General features: G+C 72.1%; 13 protein-coding genes. 4 read left to right on the top strand and 9 right to left on the bottom strand.

Annotated features, from left to right (window positions below):
* Nucleotides 1-248: 248 nt before the first annotated feature.
* The 6 genes from QIS96_RS01615 to QIS96_RS01590 form a co-directional block, all read right to left on the bottom strand.
* Nucleotides 249-3,299 carry an alpha-mannosidase gene (locus tag QIS96_RS01615; protein ID WP_282540479.1) on the bottom strand — a complete coding sequence of 1,017 codons (3,051 nt, stop codon included), beginning with the start codon at nt 3,297-3,299 and terminating at the stop codon, nt 249-251.
* Between the two features lie 50 nt (nt 3,300-3,349).
* The gene (locus QIS96_RS01610) at nt 3,350-5,398 is read right to left on the bottom strand and encodes an endo-beta-N-acetylglucosaminidase (RefSeq protein WP_282540478.1); all 2,049 of its coding nucleotides are present in this window, start codon (nt 5,396-5,398) and stop codon (nt 3,350-3,352) included.
* A 65-nt stretch (nt 5,399-5,463) separates the two neighbouring features.
* Nucleotides 5,464-6,726 carry a glycoside hydrolase 5 family protein gene (locus QIS96_RS01605; RefSeq protein WP_282540477.1) on the bottom strand — a complete coding sequence of 421 codons (1,263 nt, stop codon included), beginning with the start codon at nt 6,724-6,726 and terminating at the stop codon, nt 5,464-5,466.
* 134 nt (nt 6,727-6,860) lie between these two features.
* Nucleotides 6,861-7,682: a carbohydrate ABC transporter permease gene (locus QIS96_RS01600; RefSeq protein ID WP_282540526.1), complete on the bottom strand. Its 822-nt coding sequence runs from the start codon at nt 7,680-7,682 to the stop codon at nt 6,861-6,863.
* A gap of 125 nt (nt 7,683-7,807) precedes the next feature.
* Nucleotides 7,808-8,776, bottom strand: coding sequence for a carbohydrate ABC transporter permease (locus QIS96_RS01595; protein WP_408907095.1), 969 nt, complete (start codon nt 8,774-8,776; stop codon nt 7,808-7,810).
* Nucleotides 8,777-8,805: 29 nt separating this feature from the next.
* The gene (locus QIS96_RS01590; protein ID WP_282540475.1) at nt 8,806-10,113 is read right to left on the bottom strand and encodes an ABC transporter substrate-binding protein; all 1,308 of its coding nucleotides are present in this window, start codon (nt 10,111-10,113) and stop codon (nt 8,806-8,808) included.
* A 252-nt stretch (nt 10,114-10,365) separates the two neighbouring features.
* Between QIS96_RS01590 and QIS96_RS01585 the strand changes: the two genes are divergently transcribed.
* A complete protein-coding gene (locus QIS96_RS01585; RefSeq protein WP_282540474.1) occupies nt 10,366-14,928 on the top strand; it encodes a glycoside hydrolase family 38 N-terminal domain-containing protein in 4,563 nt (1,520 codons plus the stop codon).
* A 112-nt stretch (nt 14,929-15,040) separates the two neighbouring features.
* Nucleotides 15,041-16,162 (top strand): LacI family DNA-binding transcriptional regulator, encoded by a 1,122-nt coding sequence (locus QIS96_RS01580; protein WP_282540473.1) that lies wholly within the window; start codon nt 15,041-15,043, stop codon nt 16,160-16,162.
* Here QIS96_RS01580 and QIS96_RS01575 read toward each other — a convergent pair.
* Together QIS96_RS01575 and QIS96_RS01570 are read right to left on the bottom strand one after the other, a co-directional pair.
* On the bottom strand, nt 16,152-17,147 hold the full coding sequence (locus QIS96_RS01575; protein WP_282540472.1) for a TAXI family TRAP transporter solute-binding subunit: 996 nt from the start codon (nt 17,145-17,147) through the stop codon (nt 16,152-16,154). The two genes, QIS96_RS01580 and QIS96_RS01575, sit on opposite strands and share 11 nt — an antisense overlap.
* 81 nt (nt 17,148-17,228) lie before the next feature.
* Entirely contained in the window at nt 17,229-17,801 is a 573-nt protein-coding gene (locus QIS96_RS01570) for a hypothetical protein (RefSeq protein WP_282540471.1), read from the bottom strand.
* Nucleotides 17,802-17,911: 110 nt separating this feature from the next.
* Here QIS96_RS01570 and miaB point away from each other — a divergent pair, with 110 nt between their 5' ends.
* Nucleotides 17,912-19,405 (top strand): tRNA (N6-isopentenyl adenosine(37)-C2)-methylthiotransferase MiaB, encoded by a 1,494-nt coding sequence (gene miaB / locus QIS96_RS01565; RefSeq protein WP_408907101.1) that lies wholly within the window; start codon nt 17,912-17,914, stop codon nt 19,403-19,405.
* Between the two features lie 116 nt (nt 19,406-19,521).
* Nucleotides 19,522-20,238, top strand: coding sequence for a class III extradiol dioxygenase subunit B-like domain-containing protein (locus QIS96_RS01560; protein ID WP_282540469.1), 717 nt, complete (start codon nt 19,522-19,524; stop codon nt 20,236-20,238).
* 57 nt (nt 20,239-20,295) lie between these two features.
* On the opposite strand, the gene QIS96_RS01555 is transcribed toward QIS96_RS01560, so the two are convergent.
* Nucleotides 20,296-20,625 (bottom strand): antitoxin, encoded by a 330-nt coding sequence (locus tag QIS96_RS01555; protein WP_408907094.1) that lies wholly within the window; start codon nt 20,623-20,625, stop codon nt 20,296-20,298.
* Nucleotides 20,626-20,687 lie beyond the last annotated feature (62 nt).

The raw sequence follows: 20,687 nt of genomic DNA, 5'->3' as shown, positions 1-20,687 counted from the left end.
CGCCCCGCACCCCGATTCGGATCCCCTCCCCGCCCCTTCCCGAAAGACTGCCGTCGGCTGCGGGGGCTCCGCCCCCGGACCCCCGCTCCTCAAACGCCGGAGGGGCTGAATTTGGGCGGCGCCCTACAGGGGCGCGGGGAACTGCGCGATCAGCCACGACGGCGGAGCAGTCGAACGACAGCCGACGGCAGCCACGCGGCGGCAGCCGCAGATCGGGCACAGCCGGGAAGGGGCGGGGCGGGGAGGAATCAGCGGGTGAAGCGGAGTGTCAGGAGCTCGAACGGCCGCAAGGAAACCCCCACTTCACCGTCCCGGACCTCGTACGCCGGCGCCCCGGACAGGGGTCGTTCCAAGAGGTCCGTCGCCGTGGCCGACGTCGCCGGGAAGCCGAGGCGCAAGCGGGTCCGGGCGCGGCCGCCCGCAGCCTCGTAGCAACGGACGACCACATCCCCCGACCCGTCGTCCGCCAGTTTCACCGCGCTGAGGACGACCGAGTCGAGGTCGGCCGAGGCCAGCGGCGCGACCGGTGCGGAGCCGAGGACGCGGCGTTCCGGGACGTTGATCGCGTACCCCTCGCGCACCGCGTCCGTGATCGTCGCGCCCGGGGCGAGCGCGTAGCCGAAGCGGTGGACGCCCTGGTCGGTGTGCGGGTCGGGGAAGCGCGGGGCGCGGAGGAGGGAGATACGGACCGTGGTCGTCGTGCCCGCAGCGGACGCGCCGGAGGTACCAGCCGCACCGGACGCAACGCTCGCCGCCGGGCGGACCTCGCGGGTCACGTCGTGGCCGTATGTCGAGTCGGTGACGACGGCCACGCCCCAGCCGGGCTCCTCCAGGTGCACGAAGCGGTGGTTGCACGCCTCGAACTTGGCGGCCTCCCAACTGGTGTTGGTGTGCGTGGGCCGGTAGAGGTGCCCGAACTGCGTCTCCGCCGCGTACCGCTCCGCATGCACGTCGAGCGGGAAGGCGGCCTTGAGGAACTTCTCCGTCTCGTGCCAGTCGACCTCGGTCGCGATGTCGAGCCGCTTCGCGCCGGGGGCCAGGCTCAGGGTCTGGCGTACGCGGCTGTCGCCGAAGGACCGCGTCACCGTGACCGAACTGCCGTCCGCCGTGAGGGAGTCGACCTGGGTCAGGTCCGTGACGACGTTCCGGTAGAACTCGTCGACGTCCCATGCGTCCCACATGTTCGGGAAGTCGGGGTGGATCTGCAGCAGGTTGGCCGCCTCGCCCGGGGCGACCGTCTCGCGGTCAGCGTCGATGTCGTAGGCGGACACCACCAGGCCGCGCCCGTCGACCTCCACCCGCAGCAGCCCGTTGTTCAGGACGTGGCCGCCGCCCTCGCGGGCTGTGACCGTGACCGCGCCGGTCGACGCCGAGACGCCCGCGGCCCCCGCCTCGACCCCGCCCCGTGCGTGCGCCGCCGCGTTGAAGACCAGCTCGGCCTCCCCGTCCCCGGCGAGCGCCTGCTGGGCCGCGGAGATGATTCCCGTCAGCTCCTCGGCGACCGCCGCGTACGTCTTCTCCGCCTCGCGGTGCACCCAGGCGATGGACGAGCCGGGCAGGATGTCGTGGAACTGGTGGAGGAGGACCGTCTTCCAGATGCGGTCCAACTCCTCGTAGGGATAGGCGAATTCGGTGCGGACTGCCGCCGTCGCCGCCCACAGTTCGGCCTCGCGCAGCAGGTGCTCGCTGCGGCGGTTGCCCTGCTTGGTCCTGGCCTGGCTGGTGAGCGTGGCGCGGTGCAGCTCCAGGTAGAGCTCGCCGACCCAGACCGGCGGCTCCGGGTGCTCGGCCTCCGCCTTGGCGAAGAAGTCCGCGGGCTTCTCCCACGTGACCGTCGCCGAGCCCTCAAGGGACCGCATGCGGCGGGACTTGGCGATCATCTCGCGGGTCGTGCCGCCGCCGCCGTCGCCCCAGCCGGTCGGTGCGAGCGAGTGCTTGGCGACGCCCTTGTCCTTGAAGTTCCGTGCCGCGTGGGCAATCTCGCGGCCCAGCATGGAGCAGTTGTACGTGTCGACGGGCGGGAAGTGCGTGAAGATCCGGGTGCCGTCGATGCCTTCCCAGCGGAAGGTGTGGTGCGGGAACTTGTTGATCTGCGACCAGGAGATCTTCTGGGTGAGCAGCCACTTGGACCCGGCGGCCTTGATGATCTGCGGCAGGCCCGCGGCGAAGCCGAAGGTGTCGGGGAGCCAGGCCTCGTCGTTCTCGACGCCGAACTCCTCGATGAAGAAGCGCTTGCCGTGCACGAACTGCCGCGCCATCGCCTCCGAGCCCGGCATGTTGGTGTCCGACTCCACCCACATGCCGCCGGCCGGCACGAAGCGGCCCTCGGCGACGGCCTTCTTGACCTTCGCGTAGACCTCCGGGCGGTGCTCCTTGATCCAGGCGAACTGCTGGGCCTGGGACATGGCGAAGACGAACTCGTCCTCGGTCTCCAGGAGGTTCGTCATGTTGGACGTCGTCCGCGCCACCTTGCGGACCGTCTCGCGCAGCGGCCACAGCCACGCCGAGTCGATGTGCGCGTGCCCGACCGCGCTGATGCGGTGCGCGGAGGCGTCGGCCGGGGCGGCGAGGACGTCGGCCAGGTGCGAACGGGCCGCTGCCGCCGTGCCGTTGACGTCCTGCAGGTCGACCGCGTCCAGGCAGCGGCTGACCGCGCGGAGCAGCTCCCAGCGCCGGCCGCCCTCGACGGGCAGCTCGTGCATCAGCTCGCCGACGACCTCCAGGTCCTGAACGAGCTCCCACACGTGCGCGTCGAACACGGCGAGGTCCATCCGGGTCAGGACGTACTGCGGTTCGTCGCCCGCGGTCTCCTTGTCGCCGAGGTCGGTCGGCCGGAACGGCTCGTCGCCGAGCAGCACCGGGTTGGACGCCGCCTCCAACCGCCACTCGACGCGCTCGCCGCCCGCGACCGGGTCGCCCACGCGCACCCACTGGTTGCGGGGGTTGACCGCCTTGATCGGCTCGCCGTCCGGGGTGTAGACGAGCGCCTCGCACTGGAAGCCGGGCATCCGCTCGTCGAAGCCCAGGTCGAGCACGGCCTCCACGGTCTTCCCGGCCCACGCGGCGGGCACCTCGCCGGTCACCTTGAACCAGGTCGTCGCCCACGGAGCCCCCCACCGCGTGCCGACCTCGATCGGCTCGTGCGCGGCGGCCAGGCCCTCGGCCACCGGCACCGGCTCGCCGGGGGCGACCCAGGCCTCGACCGCGAGGGGCGCCGACTCGGGGTACACGGCGGGGCGGATGCGCTCGTCGAGCACCCGCTTCAGGCGGGCCTCGACCAGGGCGCGGTCGTCATGCATGGGGGGCTCCGTAACTGTTCATCGGTGGCTGTGCGGTGTCAGGGGGAGGGTTACCAGGGGTGGGTCGCGGCAATCGGCTCGGAGGACGTGAACAGCTCGCCCACCGCGCGCAGTTCGAAGGTCGCGGCCTTCTCGCCCTGCTCGGCCGTGAGGCCTTTCACGTACGCGGCCTGCGCGCAGGTGCCGGTGAGGAAGCGGCGGGAGCCGTCGGCGAGGACGCGGTACAGCTCGTAGTGGCGTACGTCGCCGGGCGCGGGCTTCCAGGAGAGGCGGAACTGGCCGTCGCCGGAGGCCCGGTCGACCCGGAGGTACGAGACCGCCGCGACCTGCTCGTCCGCGTCGCGCACCGCGAGCGCGCCGAGCCGCCACCGTACGGGCCCCGAGGCGGTGAGGCGCACGGCGAGCCCGTGCACGGTGCCGTTGCCGCCGAGCGAGCCGAGCCGCACCTCGGCCTCGGACCAGCCGCCGGGGGCGATCTTCCCGGCGGGCAGGAACGTGTACGTCAGCGGGTCGCCGGGCCGCTCGGGCTCGCGCAGGGCCACGCCGACCTCGACGGTCACCGGGCCGTCGCCGGACACGGCGCGCTGGGCGAGCCGTACGACCGTCGAGGAGCTCAACGGGAGCCGTGCGGTGTGCAGTTCGAGTGTGGTGGGCGCGTCCAGAGTGCCGTCGACGAGCAGGCTGGAGCCGCCGCGCCAGGCGTCCGCGAAGTCCAGCGTGACCTTCGGGCGTGCGCCCTCGGTGCGGACCACCCAGCGGCGTCCGGGGAGCCGGTCCTGCAGGGCGAGCTGGTTCCAGGGCGCGTCCGAGCGGACCTTGCCGTCCTCGTACCAGCCAAGGCCGTGGCCGGTGTTGAACGAGCAGGCGAACGGCAGGGACGACACCGTCGAGCGGTCCGCGACGGCCGAGGCCGGGGCGCGCCAACTGCCGCCCGGCCGGGCCGGGTCGAGGGACTCACCGGTCCAGAAGCGGTCGTCGGCGGCGTGGAACTGCTCCGGCGTGCGGTCCTCGGGCAGGTGGTTGCGGGTCCACTCCGGCCGGTAGAAGCCGTACGACACGACCGGGTCGGCGCCTTCCGGCTTCGACGGCAGGACCGCGTCCCAGTCCACGGAGGTGTTCCAGCCGTTCGACTCGACGTCGACGCCCGCCCACAGCTCGTAGCGGCTGCGGTCCAGGTCCTGGGCGAGCTTCGCGGAGGCGGCGAGCTTCTCGGCGTTCCAGTTGAAGTTGACGAACATGGTGTCCGAGGCGAGGAAGAAGTCCTGGTTGGCGGCGTTCAGCTCGTCCTGCCAGTCGACGGAGCCGTTCTTCGTCATCGCGTCGTACCAGGTGATCCGCAGCCCGTGCGGCTCGCCCAGATGCTTCAACTCCCTTAGGAAAGCCAGCATTTGAGCGCCGAGCTCGGCGTCGCCGCCGCCCGTCTCGGCGTTCACGAACCAGCCGTCGAAGCCGTACGCGGCGGCGACCTGCACCATCTTCTCGGCGACCGGGAACCGCCCCTGCGCGTCCCGCTGCACCAGGTCGCGCGTCCACTGCAGCTGACCGCCGTACGCGGCCGGGGGCAGGAAGACGTTGCCGAGCACGGGCACGCCGTTGCGGTGGGCGGCGTCCACAACCGGGGCGTTCGGGGCGAGCACGATGCCCTCGGCGGACGAGCCGCCCCAGAACACCAGCTCGTCGATGTACGCCCAGTGGGTCAGGGCGTAGTGGTCGGCGGTCGCGGCGCCCTGCGCGGGGTTGCCCGCCGTCGGGTGGAACGACACGAGCGAGGAGATCCGGGCCCGGTCGGCCCGCGCGGAAGTGTTCACCGGCACCGGGGTGAAGCGCTCCGCGAGCGGCACCGTGGAGCGGTTGAACGCCAGGTCGGCGTCGCCCTCCGGGGTCCACTCCAGGAGGGAGCGCCAGACGATGCCCTCGCCCGGGGTGCCCGACGGCAGCGAGTCGGGGAACCAGTAGGACGCGTACGGCTGCAGGTCCTCGGCGGCCTTTCCGCGCCGCCCGGCCGCAGCGCGCGCCGCGGCCGCGGGGGTGAGCAGCGCGGCGGCAGCGGCGGCCGAGGAGAGGACGACGGTACGACGGGTGGGGTGCGTCGGCGGCATGGCGGGTGAGCTCCTTCGAGGGGGTGGTTCGAGCGGGAGTCAACGACAGGGTGCGGTAAGGGAGTTCAGGAGACCTCGGCGGGCGTGAGCGTCGTGGTGATGCCGCGCGCCTCCAGATGGGCCCGGTCCTGCGCGTGCTCGGCGAGGACCACGGCGGGGCGTGCGCCCTGCGCGGTGAGGGCGGCCCAGGCCTCGAAGAACGCCCCGCCGGGCGCGCACACCGAGCGGTCGGGCGCGGTCACCGGGTCGGTGTCCAGGACCAGCGCGGTCGTACGGGCAGCGGGCCGGTGCTCGCGGCCGCGCCACTCCTCGACGATGCCGGCGATGGCCTTGCCCGCGGGCTTCACGGCACGGTCGTTCGTCAACAGGCCGAGCGAGTACTCCAGTTCAGGGAAGTCGGCCAGGTCGCGGGAGACGTCGTGCGAGCACCACCAGGTCACGCCCCACACGTGCTCACAGTCCAGGGCGTTCGCCACGGTCGCCTCGGTGAAGTGCGCGGCGTGCCCGGCCGGGATGTGCGGGGCGGGCGCGCCGACCTCCTGCAGCCACACCGGCCGCAGCGGGTCGGTGTGCCAGGCCCTGGCCAGCTCGATCAGGTACGCGGCATGGTGCTCGGTCGCCGTACCGGTGCGGCCGTGCCGTTGCGCGGTGCCGTTGAACACCCAGGAGTGCACGGCCGTGGCGCCGCCGAGCCGGGCTGCCTGCGCGGGCGTGAAGGGGTGCCCGTCCTGGTACCAGGCGGCGTCGTACTCGGCGTGCAGATGGAACCTTCCGGGCGCGCCCGCCTCGCACACCGCCAGCATCCGCTCCAGCCAACTCGCCGCCTGCTCATGGGAGATGCGGTCCGGGTCGGGGTGCGGGTCGTGCGAGAACTGGTTGATCTCGTTGCCGACGGTCATGCCGAGGAAGTTCGGGCGGTCGGCGAGCGCGGCGGCCAAGGTGCGCAGGTACTCCTCCTGCCCCGATACCACGTCCGGGTCGGTGAACAGGTTCCGCCGATGCCAGGTCTGGGTCCACGCGGGCAGGAAGTCGAAGCTGGACAGATGGCCCTGGAGCCCGTCGACGTTCACGTCGAGCCCGCGCTCGCCGGCCGCGTCGGCCAGGGCGACCAGCTGCTCGACGGCGCGCGGGCGGATCAGGGTGCGGTTCGGCTGGAACAGCGGCCACAGCGGGAAGACCCGCACATGGTCGAGGCCGAGCTGTGCGATCGAGTCGAGGTCGGCCCGTACGGCATCGAGATCGAAGTCGAGCCAGTGGTGGAACCACCCTTGAGTGGGCGTGTAGTTGACGCCGAAGCGAAGCTTGCGGGGGGTGGCGGGGTGCGGCATGGAAGTCTCAGGATCCTGTCAGCAGGGGACTTTCGGTCCGGCGGTGAAATCTCAGCCCGTCCGGCGTTTGAGGACGAGCCCGAAGGGCGATCGAGGGCGCGGTGGACGACGTCAAGGGGAAGGAAGGGGGCGCCCTACCCCTTGACGGCCCCCTCACCTACCCCCCGGAAAAAGAACCTCTGCAAGCAGGCGAACATCACGATCAACGGCAACACGGCGATGATCGTGCCCGCGGCGACGAGCCGCTGGTTGTCCGCGAACTGCCCGTGCAGATAGTTCAGTCCGACGGTGAGGGTGAAGTTGGACTGGTCGCTCAGCACGATCAGCGGCCACAGGAAGTCGTCCCACGCGCCCATGAACGCGAAGATCGCGACGACCGCGAGGGTGCCCTTCACCGAGGGCAGCGCGATCCGGTAGAACCGCTGCCAGGCGTTGGCCCCGTCCACGTACGCGGCCTCCTCGACCTCGTACGGCAGGTTGGCGAAGGCGTTCCGCATGAGCAGGACGTTCATCGCGCCGATGCAGGCGGGGAGCAGCACGCCGACGAGGGTGTTGTTGAGCTGCAGCTCCCGCATCGTCAGGAACTGGGCGATGATGATCGACTCGACGGGCACCAGCATCGCCATCACGAACACGACGAGGGCTGCCTTGCGGCCCCGGAAGCGCATCCTGGCCAGGGCGTATCCGGCGAGCGCCGCACCCACGCAGTTGGTGAGGACGTTGGCGGCGGCCACCTTCAGGGAGTTCAGGGCGAAGTCCCAGACGGGGATCAGCTCGGCGACCTTGCCGTAGTTGTCGAACGTCGGGTCCTCGGGCAGCAGCTTCGGCGGGTAGCTGTAGATGTCCTCGGTCGGGCCCTTCAGGGAGGTCGACAGCTGCCACAGGAACGGGCCGACGGTCAGGGCGAGCACCGCGAGGAGCAGCGCGTACCGCAGCACCCACTGCCACACGGGCATCCGGCGCCCGCTCTGCTGCTTCTCGGCTAGCCGCTCGCGGCGCCGTTCCTCGCGGCGGCTCGGCCCGCCGGAACCGCCGGACCGGCCGGGACGGCTCGGGCCGCGCCGCGAAGCCGTGAGCGTACTCATCGGTCCTCCTTACGGTTGGCGCGCAGCACCAGGAGCATCAGGCCGAGCGTGACCACGAAGACCACCACGGAGATCGCCGAGGCGTAGCCGACCCGGCCGCTGAGACCGGTGCCGACCTGCCGCACCAGCATCACGAGCGTGGTGTCCGCGCCGCCGGGCCCGCCGCCGTCGCCGGCCATCAGATAGACCTCGGAGAAGACCTTGAAGGCCGCGACCGAGGAGAGCGCGCCCACCAGGACCATCGTGGAACGCACGGCCGGGACGGTGACGGTGAAGAACCGGCGCACGGCGCCCGCGCCGTCCACCGCACAGGCCTCGTGCAGCTCGCGGGGCACGTTGGTGAGCGCCGCCAAGTAAATGATCATGTAGTAGCCGAGGCCCTTCCAGACCGTGACCAGCATGGCGCTGAGCAGCAGCAGCCACTGGTCGCTGAGGAAGGGCACCGTGCCCACGCCGATCGCGCCGAGCACGGAGTTGACCAGGCCGCGGTCGTCGAGCAGCCACACCCAGATGAGGCCGACGACGACCACGGAGGCGACGACGGGCGTGTAGAACGCCGAGCGGAAGAACGTGATGCCCGGCAGATGCCGCTGCACCAGCATCGCCAGGAGCAGTGGCAGGACCACCAGGAGCGGCACGACGCCCAGGACGTACAGCGCACTATTGCGCAGCCCGATCCAGAACATCTCGTCGTGGATCAGCTCCTGGTAGTTGGCGCCGCCCACCCACTGGCCGTCGACCAGGGTCCGCGCGTCGGTGAACGAGTTGAGCACCGTCGAAACGAACGGGTAGAGGCTGAAGCCGCCGACGATCAGCAGCCCGGGGGCGAGGAACAGCCAGGGGCTGGACGGCAGATGGGTGCGGATCCGGCCGGGCCGCCTCGACTCGGGAGCTTCGGCGGCCGCCGGGGGAGCGGCGGCCGGACCGGCCTGCACGGCCTGCCCGTTGCCGCTCCCCGTGGTCATCGCAGTCATGTTCGGTACGTCCTGCCGTCTCAGCCCGCGGCCTTCAGGAGGCGGTCGCACTCGGCGACCGCGTCGTCGAGGGCCTGCTTCGGGGACTTCTTGCCCTGCATGGCCTTGGCGACCTCGTTGCGCAGGACCGTCTTCATCTGGTCGTTCAGCATCACCGGGGTGTAATTCACCGCGGTCTTCAGGGACTTGGCGGCGGCGACCCGGACGCGCGTCTCGTCCGTGCCGTCCTCCTTCGTGAAGAACGGGTCGTCGAGGCTGCCCTTCGTGGACGGGAAGATCGTGACCTCGTGCGCGAAGTCCATCTGGTTCTCGGCGTTGGTCACGAAGTGCGCGAAGGCGACCGCGGCCGGCTTGACCTTGCTCTGCGAGTTCACCATCACGCCCTGGACGTACATGTTGTCCTTGCCGGTGTTGGTCACCGCCGGCGTGATCCCGATGTTCTTGTAGAGGCTCGGCGCCTCCTTCTTGAACTTGTGCAGGTCGAGGGCGCTGCCCGGGTTCATCGCGATGGACTGCTGCTTGAACTTGCGGCCCGTCGCCTCGGCCTCGTTGGTCAGGGCCTGCGAGTCGAGCGCCCCCGCGTCGTACAACTCCTTGTAGTTCTTGAGGAGTTCGACGCCCTTCGGGTCGTTGAACGTGAACTTGGTGCCCTTGTCGTCCATGAGCGGGACGCCGTAGCGGCCGAAGTCCTCGATCGCGGGCGCGTTGCCGAGCGTCGCGATCTTCCCGTCGCTCTTCTCCGCGATCTCCTTGGCGGCGTCGAAGAGCTCGTCATACGTCTTCGGCGGCTTCTCGGTGTCGAGGCCCGCCTCCTTGAAGAGCCGCTTGTTGTAGAACATCGGGCCGGTGTTCAGGTACCAGGGGAAGGCGTACGTGCCCTCCATGCCCGGGATCTGGTGGCTCTTCCAGGCGCCGTCCAGGTATTCGCCCTTGTACTTCGCCGCCGCCTGGTCCAGGTCGAGGGCCAGGCCGGCCTTGGCGAGCGGGACGGCGAGGTCGGGGGAGACGTTCACGACGTCGGGCAGGGTGCCCGCGGCCGCGTCGGCGCTGATCTTGTCGGCGTAGTTCTCGGCGGGCTGGTCGATCCACTCGACCTTGGTGCCCGGGTACTTCTTCTCGAAGTCGTCGATGAGGCCCTCGAAGTACTTCTTGAAGTTGGTCTTGAGGTTCCAGGTCTGGAACTTGACCGTGCCCTCGACCTTGCCGGAGGCACTGTCCGAGCCGCCGGATCCGCCCGACGACCCGCAGGCCGTCAGGACGAGTGCCGAGGCCGCGGCCATCGCGGTCGCGGTGGCTGCTCGACGGGCTGCTCGACGGGATATGCGCATGACTGGCGGCTCCTCTGCTCGGACCAGAAACATCTCGGCTGCGCGCATCGAAAGTTGTACTAATGCGGTTTAGCGGTGTCAATAGTTCGCACCGAAAGAGGCCCTGGACCTGCGAAAGTCGGGGCTTGAGCGGCCCTCGGCACCGTGATAATGCTTGAGGAGCTAATGCGGTTTAGCTTAAATGGCTCACACGCTTGCTCATACGCTTGCGCACGCGCTATTTCCGGCACCACGCAAACGGAAGCGGACAAAATGGACAACGGCGTCTGCGTCACCGAAGTCACGAGCCCGGCGCTGTTCACCGGACCCGAGACCGACCCCCTGCAGGTCGTCCGCGTCCGGGTCCGCCGCACCCGCCCCGTCGGCCCGCTCGCGGTCACCGTCGACGGCCCCGGCGTGCACACCCCGCGCCCGCGCCTGCTGCGCGCCGACTCCGTCGAGGCGTACGCGGGCGTGGATGCCGCCGCCGAACTCTCCCCCGGCGCCGGGGCGCGGGTCCCGGAGGATGTGGTCGAGGTCTCTGTGGCCGTCGCCGGAAGCCCGGGTGCGCGACTCCCCGTCACGGCCCGCGTCGCCACCCCGGACGGCCGTGAACTCTGCGCGTACGAGGGTGAGTTGACGGTCGCCGAGCCCGGCTGGACCGTGCGCCTCGTGCCGCACTTCCACTACGACCCGATGTGGTGGAACACCCAGGCCGCGTACACCTCCCAGTGGGACGCCCCGCTGCGGCCCGGCGAGGCCGAGCGCGGCTGGGAGTACACCGGCGTGCCCGCCTTCACCCTGGTCCCGCTCCACCTGCAGCAGGCCCACGACGACCCCGATTACCGCTTCGTGCTCTCCGAGATCGACTACCTGAAGCCGTTCTGGGACACGCACCCCGAACGCCGAGACGAGATACGGCAGTTGATCGCCGAGGGCCGTATCGAGATCGTCGGCGGCACGTACAACGAGCCGTCCACCAACCTCACCTCCGCCGAGACGACCGTCCGCAGCGCCGTGCACGGCCTCGGCTTCCACCGCGGCGTCGTCGGGGGCGATCCGCGCACCGCCTGGCAGCTCGACGTGTTCGGCCACGACCCGGCCTTCCCCGCCCTGATGGCCGACGCCGGGCTCGACTCCGCCGTCCTCGCCCGCGGCCCGCACCACCAGTGGGGCCCGATGATGGACACCTGGGGCGAGGCCCTGCGGCCCCCGACAGCGATGCAACTGCCCGCCGAGTACGACTGGTTGGGGCCCGACGGGCGCGGACTGCTCCTGCACTATCTGCCCGCGCACTACTCCGCCGGCTGGTTCTCCCACAAGGCGCCCGACGCCGAGGCCGCCGCGGAACAGCTCCTCACCCTGTACGAACTCCTCCGCCAGGGCGCCGCCACCCGCAACGTCCTCATCCCGATGGGCACCGACTTCTCCTGGCCGCACCCCTGGGGCCTGGACGTCCAGCACGCCTGGAACCGCCGCTACACCTGGCCCCGCCTCGAACACGCGGGCCCGCGCGCGCACTTCGCCGCCGTGCGCGCCGAACTGGCCCAGCGCGGCGAGCGCCCGCTGCCCGTCACCCGCGAGATGGGCCCCGTCTACACCGGCAAGGACGTCACGTACGCCGATGTGAAGCAGGCCCACCGGGCCGCCGAGAACCTGCTGCAGCAGGCCGAGACGTACGCGGCCCTCGCGCACGGCCTCGGCCTCCTGGAGTACCCGCAGGACGCCCTCGACAAGGCCTGGCGGCACCTGCTGCACGCCGCCCACCACGACGCCGTCACCGGCACCTTCTCCGACCAGGTGTACCTGGACCTGCTGCCGACCTGGCGCGAGTCCCACGAACTCGCCGAGGACGTACGGGAGTCGGCGCTCGCCGCTCTGACGGCTGAGGCGGACACGCGGGGGCCGGGCTCCGTCGGTGAGGCGGGTTCCTCGGGCGAGGTGGGTTCCCTCGGCGATGCGGGTTCTTTGGCCGTCACCGTGTTCAACCCGCTGTCGTGGGCGCGTACGGACGTGGTGCGGGCGAGCGTCGACCTCGGCGCGCTGCGGGTGGCCGATCCGGCGCTGCTCGTGGTGCGGGACGCGGACGGCCGTACGGAACCGGTCCTGGTGGAGGCCGTGTCCGGCGATGTCGGGGAGCACGCGCGCGTAGAGGTGGTTTTCCTCGCCCGCGAGGTGCCGCCGCTCGGCCACCGCACCTGGTGGCTGACCGCCGACACCGCACCCCGGTCCGGCGGTTGGACGCCCGTGGCCGACACGTACACCGTCTCGAACGAGACCTTCCGCATCGTGGCGGACCCCGCGCGCGGCGGCGGCCTCAGCAGCGTCACCGACCTGCGTAGCGGCCGCGAACTCCTCACCGAAGGCGAGGTCGAAGAGCTGGTCGTGCAGGACGAGTACGCCGCCCACCCCTTCTTCGAGGAGGGCCCCTGGCACCTGCTGCCCAAGGGCCCCGGCGCAGGATCGTCCGCCGCGCCCGCCGACAGCTGCACGGTCGAGCGCAGCCCGCTCGGCTCCCGCATCATCGCCACGGGACGCACCGGACCCGTCCGCTGGACCCGCACCGCGACCCTGTGGAACGGCCTCGACCGGGTCGAACTCACCACCAAGGTCGATGAGTTCACCGGCAGCGACCAGCTCCTACGGCTCCGCGTGCCCGCCGACGTGCCGGGCGCCCTGCCCGTCGCCGAGACCGCCGCGGCCGCCGTGGGGCGCGGCTTCGCCTTCACCGACACGGACACCGGCGCGGACCACACCCACGCCCCGTGGACCCTCGACACCCCCTGCCTCAACTGGTTCGCCCTCTCCAGCGCGCTCACCGTCGCCCTCACCGGAACCGACGGCACGCGCGCGGGGGTACGGGCGCTCGGCGCGGGCGAGATCGTCCTGCCGGACGCGGGGCTCCCGGGGTACGGGCGACCGGCCGCCGGGCCGGTCGAGGGCGCCGGCCGGAACGGAGGGCCGGCCGGCGCTCCGGGCGAACGTCCTGCCTCGGCCTTGAGGGCCGATTCGGGTGCGGCGGGCGACGATCCGCTGCGGCACCTCGTCACGGCGCTGGTCCGGCGCGGTGTCACCAGCACCCCGACCCGCCCGGAAGGGCCGCGCTGGGGCGACCTGGCGGTCGACAGCAGCCTCCCGGACTTCCGGATCGCGGTGGGCGGCCCGGAGGCCAACTCCTTCACGGCAGCGGTCCTTGAGGCCGCCGGACCGTCGTACGCGCAGGCCGTACGGGAAGGCGCAGGACCCGTCGTCTGGGTGCCCGCCGAGCGGTCGCTGCGCGCGGCCTGGCAGCCCGGCTGCGACCTGACCGGGGTGCGCGACCTGCCCGTCGCCGTGCTCGTGGGGGCGGACGACGAGAGCCTGGCGGCGGGGCTCGCGGAGCTCGCTGGGGCGGTGGCGCGGGACGGGCGGATCGAAGCGGCCGTACCCGGCTGCGCAGCGCCCGAGGAGGCCGCGGCGGGCGAGGATGCCGCGGCGCCCGAGGCGGCCTTCGAGGACCGCACCGTGGCCCTCCTCGTCCGCGGCACCCCCGGCTTCGCCGTCGACACCCGCGGGCGGCTGCACAGCAACCTCATGCGGTCCTGCACCGGGCGGCCCAGCGGCGAGTGGATGGACCCGCCCAGGCGCACCGCGCCCGACGGCAGCTCCTTCCAGCTCCAGCACTGGACGCATGTCTTCGAGCACGCCCTGGTGGCCGACGAGGGCGACTGGCGAAGCGCTCAACTGGCCGCCAAGGGACGGGAGTTCAACCAGCCGTTGACCGCCGTCACGGCCGCCCCCGCACCCGGACCGGCCCCCGCCACGCGCGCGTTGCTCACCGTCGAGCCCGCCGGACAGGTGCACGTCGAGACCGTGAAGCGGGCCGGCCCCCACGCGCTCGCCGTACGCCTGCGCGAGACCGAGGGCCGTACCGCCGAGGTCACCTGGCACACCGCCCTGCCCACGACCGGCGAGGCGCAGGCGGCCGACCTCCTCGACGCCCCCACCGGCCCCTTCACCGGCCGCCTCGACGGCAACACGTACAGCACGCTCCGCCTCGGCGTTGGCGTGCTGCCCGCCGTGGAGCCCCGGCACGAGGCGGTCGCCCCGCAGTTCAGCCGCTACTGGCTGCACAACACCGGCACTGCCCCGCTGGGCGACGCCCCCTGCTCGATCACGGTCAGCCCCGGCGCAGTGGCAGCGGGCACCGGTCCGGGGGACGTCACGGTGACGGTCACCTCCAACACGCCCTCGGGCACGGCCCGTTCGGTGACCGTCGAGGTCGTCGCACCGCCCGTCCTGCGCCCCTCCTGGACCCGGCACAAGGCCGAGCTGCCGGCGGGCGGGCACGTCGCCGTGCCGCTGACGGTGGACGTGCCGGACGGTGACGGCGACGGCGACGGGGGCGGCGAGGGCGCGGCTCCGGGGGACCACCTGGTGCGCGTCATCGCCACCTTCGGCGACGGGACCTCCGTGGAGGACTGCCTCACCGTCACCGTGCCGGGCCGCACCGGGCCGCCACCCGGAATCGAGCTGCACGCGCGCGTAGAGGCGGTTTCCGTCACAGCGGGGGAGCGCGCCACGCTGCACGCGCGCGTGCGCAACACTTTGCTGAGCCCGGTGCACGGCGAGGTACTCGCCGTGTCCCCGTACCGCAGTTGGCGCACGGTCACCCCGCGCGCCGCCGCCGTCACCGTGCCCGCGGAGGGCGAGACCGAGACCGTCTTCCAGCTGCACCCGCCCGCCGGCACCCCGGCCGGGGTGTACTGGGTGCTCCTGAAGGCCGTCTGCCAGGGCCGGATCGCCTACGGACCCGCCGTCGCCGTACACGTCCGCGACCGCACCCCGAGCGGATGACCCGCACGAACCGCCCGCACCACCACAGGAACCGCACGGCCCGTACGAGCCGGACCCGCACCGGGACGGCCCCCCCCCCCCGCACCGACCGATCGCACGAGGAGTCCACGACATGACGCCGCCGCCCGGTGAGACCGCGAGGTCTGCGAAGACCACTCCCGCGCGCCGCCCCACCATCAAGGACATCGCGCGCCGGGCCGGAGTCTCGGAGAGCGCCGTCTCCTTCGCCCTGAACGGCAGGCCGGGTGTCTCCCAGGGCACCAGGGACCGCATCCACCGCGTCGCCGAAGAGCTCGGCTGGCAGCCCAACAGCGCCGCCCGCGCCCTGTCCGGCGAGCGTGCGGGCTGCGTCGGCCTGGTCCTCGCACGGCCCGCGCACACCCTCGGCGTGGAGTCGTTCTTCCTCCAACTGGTCTCCGGCGTACAGGAAGTGCTCGCCTCCCGGAAGGTGGCGCTCCTCTTCCAGGTGGTCGAGGACATCGACGCCGAGTGCGAGCTGCACCGCCGCTGGTGGGCCGAGAAGCGCGTCGACGGCGTCCTCGTCGTCGACCCGCGCGCGCACGACCCGCGGCCCGCGCTGCTCGCCTCGCTCGGCCTGCCGGCCGTCGTGATCGGCGCGCCCGCCTCCGGCGAGGAGGCCGCCGCCCTGTCCACGGTCTGGGCCGACGACTCGGCCGCCATGGCCTCCGTCCTCGCGCATCTGCACGGGCTCGGCCACCGCCGCGTCGTGCACGTCGCCGGGCTGCCCGGCCTTGCCCACACCGAGCGCCGGATCAGCTCCCTGCGCACGGAGGCCGCGCACCTGGGCCTGGCCGACATCCGCTCGGTGACCACCGACTACTCCGACGCGGAGGGTGCCGAGGCGACCCGGCGCATCCTGGACGAGCCGGGGCCGCCGACCGCGATCATCTACGACAACGACGTGATGGCCGTCGCGGGCGCCTCCGTCGCCGCCGAGCGCGGCATCGCCGTACCGGCCGAACTCTCCATCGTGGCCTGGGACGACTCGGCCCTCTGCCGGGTCACACACCCGCGCCTGACGGCGCTCGTCCGCGACACCTCGGGCTTCGGCAGGCTCGCCGCGCAGGAGCTGCTCGACCGGCTCGACGGCGGCCCCGTCCGCAGCATCCAGGCCGAACTCCCGCACCTGGAGCCCCGCGAGAGCACCGCACCGCCTCCCGGCACCGGAACGGCCACCGCCACGGCTGCGCCCACGCCCAGGTCTACGGCTTGACCGAGCGGTAGTAGCGTCTCGCCCCGTCGTGCAGGTTCAAGGGGTCGGTGTAGATGGCCGTCCGCAGGTCCACCAGCTGGGCGGCGTGCACCTTCGAGCCGATGTGGTCGCGGCTGTCGATCACCGTGCGGGTGAGGCGTTCCGTGAGGGCCTCGTCCGCACGGTCGGTGGTGACGAGCAGGTTGGCCACCGCGATCGTCGGCACCGCGGCGCTCTCCCCCATGCCCGGGTACGCGTCGGCCGGCATCACCGCGGCCCGGTAGTAGCTCGAGGCGCCGCCCCGCAAGTGCAGCTCCTGCACGAGGTCGTCGAGCCGCACGAGGCGGATGTCGGCGCGCTCGGACAGCTCGCGCACGATGGTCGTGGGCAGCCCGCCGGACCAGAAGAACGCGTCGATCTCGCCGTTCTCCAGCTGCTGCGGCGCCTTGTTTATGCCGCTGGGCTCGGCCTCGACGTCCTTCTCCGGGTCGAGACCCGCCGCTCTGAGCACCCGCTCCGCGATCAGGCGTACGCCGGAGCCCTCCTGGCCGATGGCGATCCGCTTGCCGCGCAGATCGGCGGCCCGCTGCACGGGGGAGTCCCGCTCCACGACCAGCTGGACGTAGTCGTCGTACAGCCGCGCGCAGCCGCGCAGGCGCTCCCAGCCGGGGCGCCTCTCCAGGCGGTACTTCTCCACCGCGTCGGCGGCCGCGATCGTGTAGTCGGCCTCGCCGGTGGCCACCCGTGCGACGTTGGTCTGCGAGCCCTCGCTCTGCTTCAGCTCGATGTCCAGATCGGGCAGATCGTCGGCGGCCGCGGTCTGCAGCAGCTGTCCGTACCGCTGGTAGACACCCGACTGCAGGCCCGTGCTGAACACCACCCTTCCGCCGGGGGAGGTCTCGCCGAGCGGCAGCAGCCACCACAGGAGCAGCCCGAAGACCACGAGGGCGGCCGCGGAGCCCTGAAGGGCGCGGCGCCTGCTGATCCGGGGGAGTGCCTGTGACATGGCCGCGATCCTGCCAGCTCACCCCCACCCCCGACCAGAGCCCTCTGCTGACAGCAGATCCGGCCCGAGCGGAGCAGGGGCTCAGGCGGTCATCTCGTCCTCGTCGAACCCGAGCTCGTCCTCGATCTGCAGCTCGACGGCGGCCTCCCACCTCAGCTGGTCCGGGTAGTCCCCGGTCGCCACCTCGCGCAGGAACCCGGACGCACCGCCGTCCCCCTCGGCCCCGTACACGAAATGCACCGTGCCGAGCGCGTCGACGCACGTCTTGCACAGCCAGTACGCGGGGGCGTCGTCCACCAGCTCCTCCTCGAAGACCCGGATCAGCGTCGGCACGGCGGCCACGCTCTCGATCTCGCCGAGGATCTCGGCCAGGTCCTCCTTGTTCGCGCCCCACGGCCGCAGCTCAAGCACCGGAATGAGCTGATCCGCCAGCGGACCGGCCGGGGCGACCCAGCGCCCGAGGTTCGCGAGCCTCGTGAACTCGAACCACTCCTCGGCCTCCGCCGCGGCCGCGAGCAGCCCCACGATGCGCTCGGACACGTCCGGCAGCGCCCGCTGCACACCGGCCGCGTTCTCCTCCCCGATGTACCCGGGCTCCAGTGCCTCCTTGACACGACGGACGTACGCGGCCTCCTCGGCCCCCATGGCCCGCATGAACGCAACCCCCTCCGGTCGACTCCCGGCCCGGCCGCTCGCGGTCCCGGACGCCCGAGCGCACCCCTTACCCTGGTCGGGTGAGCGGTAACGAGGCAGCAGGTGGAGCAGTGGGCGATCTGAAGACGTACGAAGTGCGAACCTACGGGTGCCAGATGAACGTCCACGACTCGGAGCGGCTCTCCGGCCTCCTGGAGGGCGCCGGCTACGTGCGCGCGCCCGAGGGCGCGGACGGTGACGCGGACGTCGTCGTCTTCAACACCTGCGCGGTCCGCGAGAACGCCGACAACCGGCTGTACGGCAACCTCGGCCGGCTTGCCCCGATGAAGACCAAGCGGCCCGGCATGCAGATCGCCGTCGGCGGCTGCCTCGCGCAGAAGGACCGCGACACGATCGTCAAGAAGGCCCCCTGGGTCGACGTCGTCTTCGGCACGCACAACATCGGCAAGCTCCCCGTCCTCCTGGAGCGCGCCCGCGTCCAGGAAGAGGCGCAGGTCGAGATCGCCGAGTCCCTGGAAGCCTTCCCGTCCACGCTGCCCACCCGCCGCGAGAGCGCGTACGCCGCGTGGGTGTCGATCTCCGTGGGCTGCAACAACACCTGCACCTTCTGCATCGTGCCCGCGCTGCGCGGCAAGGAGAAGGACCGCAGGACCGGCGACATCCTCGCCGAGATCGAGGCCCTGGTCGCCGAGGGCGTCTCGGAGATCACCCTGCTCGGCCAGAACGTCAACGCGTACGGATCGGACATCGGCGACCGCGAGGCCTTCAGCAAGCTGCTCCGCGCGTGCGGCCAGATCGACGGCCTGGAGCGGGTCCGCTTCACCTCGCCGCACCCGCGCGACTTCACCGACGACGTGATCGCCGCGATGGCCGAGACGCCGAACGTGATGCCGCAGCTGCACATGCCGCTGCAGTCGGGCTCCGACCCGGTCCTCAAGGCGATGCGCCGCTCGTACCGCCAGGAGCGCTTCCTCGGCATCATCGAGAAGGTCCGCGCCGCCATGCCGGACGCCGCGATCTCCACCGACATCATCGTGGGCTTCCCCGGCGAGACCGAGGAGGACTTCGAACAGACGATGCACGTCGTCCGCGAGGCCCGCTTCGCCAACGCCTTCACGTTCCAGTACTCGAAGCGCCCCGGCACGCCCGCCGCCGAGATGGACGACCAGATCCCCAAGGAGGTCGTGCAGAAGCGGTACGAGCGGCTCGTCGCCCTCCAGGAGGAGATCTCCTGGGAGGAGAACAAGAAGCAGGTCGGCCGCACTCTTGAACTGATGGTCGCCGAGGGCGAGGGCCGCAAGGACGGCTCCACGCACCGCCTCTCCGGCCGCGCCCCCGACAACCGGCTGGTGCACTTCACCAAGCCGGACGCCGAGGTCCGCCCCGGCGACGTCGTCACGGTCGAGATCACCTACGCCGCCCCGCACCACCTGCTCGCCGAAGGCGCCGTCCTCGATGTGCGCCGCACCCGCGCGGGCGACGCCTGGGAGAAGCGCAACGCCGCCGAGGCCGCGAAGCCCGCCGGCGTCATGCTGGGCATCCCGACCATCGGCGCCCCTGCCCCGCAGGCGAGCCCGGCGCCGTCCGGCTGCGGCTGCGACTGACCCTCAGAGTCCCGTCCGACCCCCAGAGTCCCGTCGGGGAGCTGCCGTACGGGACGGCTGCGGCGGGCGGTGCCCGGCACGGGCGGCGGCGAACCGCGCCCGCTACGCTGCCGATCATGCTCGTAGCCGCAGCCGTCTGCCCCTGTCCACCGCTCCTCGTGCCGGAGGTCGCCGCGGGCGCCGCCGGTGAACTGGCCGAGGCCCGCACGGCCTGCGCCGACGCCGTCGCCGTGCTCGCCGCCGCCCGCCCGGACCGCCTGATCGTCGTCGGCCCGGCCGAGCAGAGCCGCCGCGGCACGCACCCGCAAGGCGCCCGCGGCAGCTTCCGCGGCTTCGGCGTCGACCTCGACGTGCACCTCGGCCCGGCCGCCGCGGCCGCCCCCGCGGACCGGGAGCTTCCGGCCTCCCTCGCCGTCGCGGCCTGGCTCCTGGAGCGCGCCGCCTGGTCGTCCGCGCCCGTCACCGGACTCGGCGTCGGCGAACCGCTGTCGACCAAGCGGTGCCTGGAGACGGGACGCGAACTCGCCGCGCAGAGCGAGCGCGTGGCCCTCCTCGCGATGGGCGACGGCAGCGCCTGCCGCACCCTCAAGGCCCCCGGCTACCTCGACGAGCGCGCCGCCGCCTTCGACGCCGAGGCCGCCCGCGCGCTCGGCGCCGCGGACCTCGCCGCGCTCACGTCCCTCGACTCGGAGCTCGCGTACGAGCTGAAGGTCGCCGGCCGCGCCCCCTGGCAGATCCTCGCGGGCGCAGCCGAGGGCGCGAACCTCTCCGGAGCGCTGCTCTACGACGAAGCGCCTTACGGGGTGGGGTACTTGGTGGCCGCCTGGTCCTGAACGCGGCGACGCCGGAGGCGCTGACGCATCAGCCCCTCCGGCGTCGGTGACCTGCGGCTAACCCGCCGGAGGCCCGCCCGCGCCCGGTGCCGGAGGCGTGCCGGTGTCGTCCGTCCCCTGCGTCCCGCCCGTCCCGTCGTCCTTGCCGGCGAACTTGTGCAGGCCCTCCTTGGCCCGGCCCGTGCCGGACTGGATCTTCTCGCTGTACTTGCCCTTGGTCTTCTGGTCGACCGTCCGCGCGACCTTGTCCAGGCCGTGGTCGATCTTCTCCTCGTGCTCCTTGGCGAGGCCCACGGCCTTGTCCTTGGCCGGGCCGAGCTTGGCTTTCATCTTGTCCAGGAGGCCCATGTCCCACCTCTTCGTCACGGCCGTGAACGGCCTTGCCATATCCACTCCAAACGTACTCGTACGGGCGAAAACGTGCGTGGGTCGGAGCGGCAGGTTGCGCC

This window comes from Streptomyces cavernicola, assembly GCF_029968035.1.
Taxonomy (GTDB): Bacteria; Actinomycetota; Actinomycetes; order Streptomycetales; family Streptomycetaceae; genus Streptomyces; species Streptomyces cavernicola.
The sequence above is the reverse complement of the archived record's forward strand: the minus strand, read 5'-3'. Positions and strand labels throughout refer to the sequence as shown.

Excerpts from the sequence above, each read along its gene's own strand:
- QIS96_RS01580 (WP_282540473.1), top strand. The coding sequence starts at position 15,041 with ATGACGCCGCCGCCCGGTGAGACCGCGAGGTCTGCGAAGACCACTCCC.
- QIS96_RS01555 (WP_408907094.1), bottom strand. The coding sequence starts at position 20,625 with ATGGCAAGGCCGTTCACGGCCGTGACGAAGAGGTGGGACATGGGCCTC.
- QIS96_RS01595 (WP_408907095.1), bottom strand. The coding sequence starts at position 8,776 with ATGACCACGGGGAGCGGCAACGGGCAGGCCGTGCAGGCCGGTCCGGCC.
- QIS96_RS01575 (WP_282540472.1), bottom strand. The coding sequence starts at position 17,147 with ATGTCACAGGCACTCCCCCGGATCAGCAGGCGCCGCGCCCTTCAGGGC.
- QIS96_RS01610 (WP_282540478.1), bottom strand. The coding sequence starts at position 5,398 with ATGCCGCCGACGCACCCCACCCGTCGTACCGTCGTCCTCTCCTCGGCC.
- QIS96_RS01585 (WP_282540474.1), top strand. The coding sequence starts at position 10,366 with ATGGACAACGGCGTCTGCGTCACCGAAGTCACGAGCCCGGCGCTGTTC.
- QIS96_RS01605 (WP_282540477.1), bottom strand. The coding sequence starts at position 6,726 with ATGCCGCACCCCGCCACCCCCCGCAAGCTTCGCTTCGGCGTCAACTAC.
- QIS96_RS01615 (WP_282540479.1), bottom strand. The coding sequence starts at position 3,299 with ATGCATGACGACCGCGCCCTGGTCGAGGCCCGCCTGAAGCGGGTGCTC.
- QIS96_RS01600 (WP_282540526.1), bottom strand. The coding sequence starts at position 7,682 with ATGCCCGTGTGGCAGTGGGTGCTGCGGTACGCGCTGCTCCTCGCGGTG.
- QIS96_RS01570 (WP_282540471.1), bottom strand. The coding sequence starts at position 17,801 with ATGCGGGCCATGGGGGCCGAGGAGGCCGCGTACGTCCGTCGTGTCAAG.
- QIS96_RS01590 (WP_282540475.1), bottom strand. The coding sequence starts at position 10,113 with ATGCGCATATCCCGTCGAGCAGCCCGTCGAGCAGCCACCGCGACCGCG.
- QIS96_RS01560 (WP_282540469.1), top strand. The coding sequence starts at position 19,522 with ATGCTCGTAGCCGCAGCCGTCTGCCCCTGTCCACCGCTCCTCGTGCCG.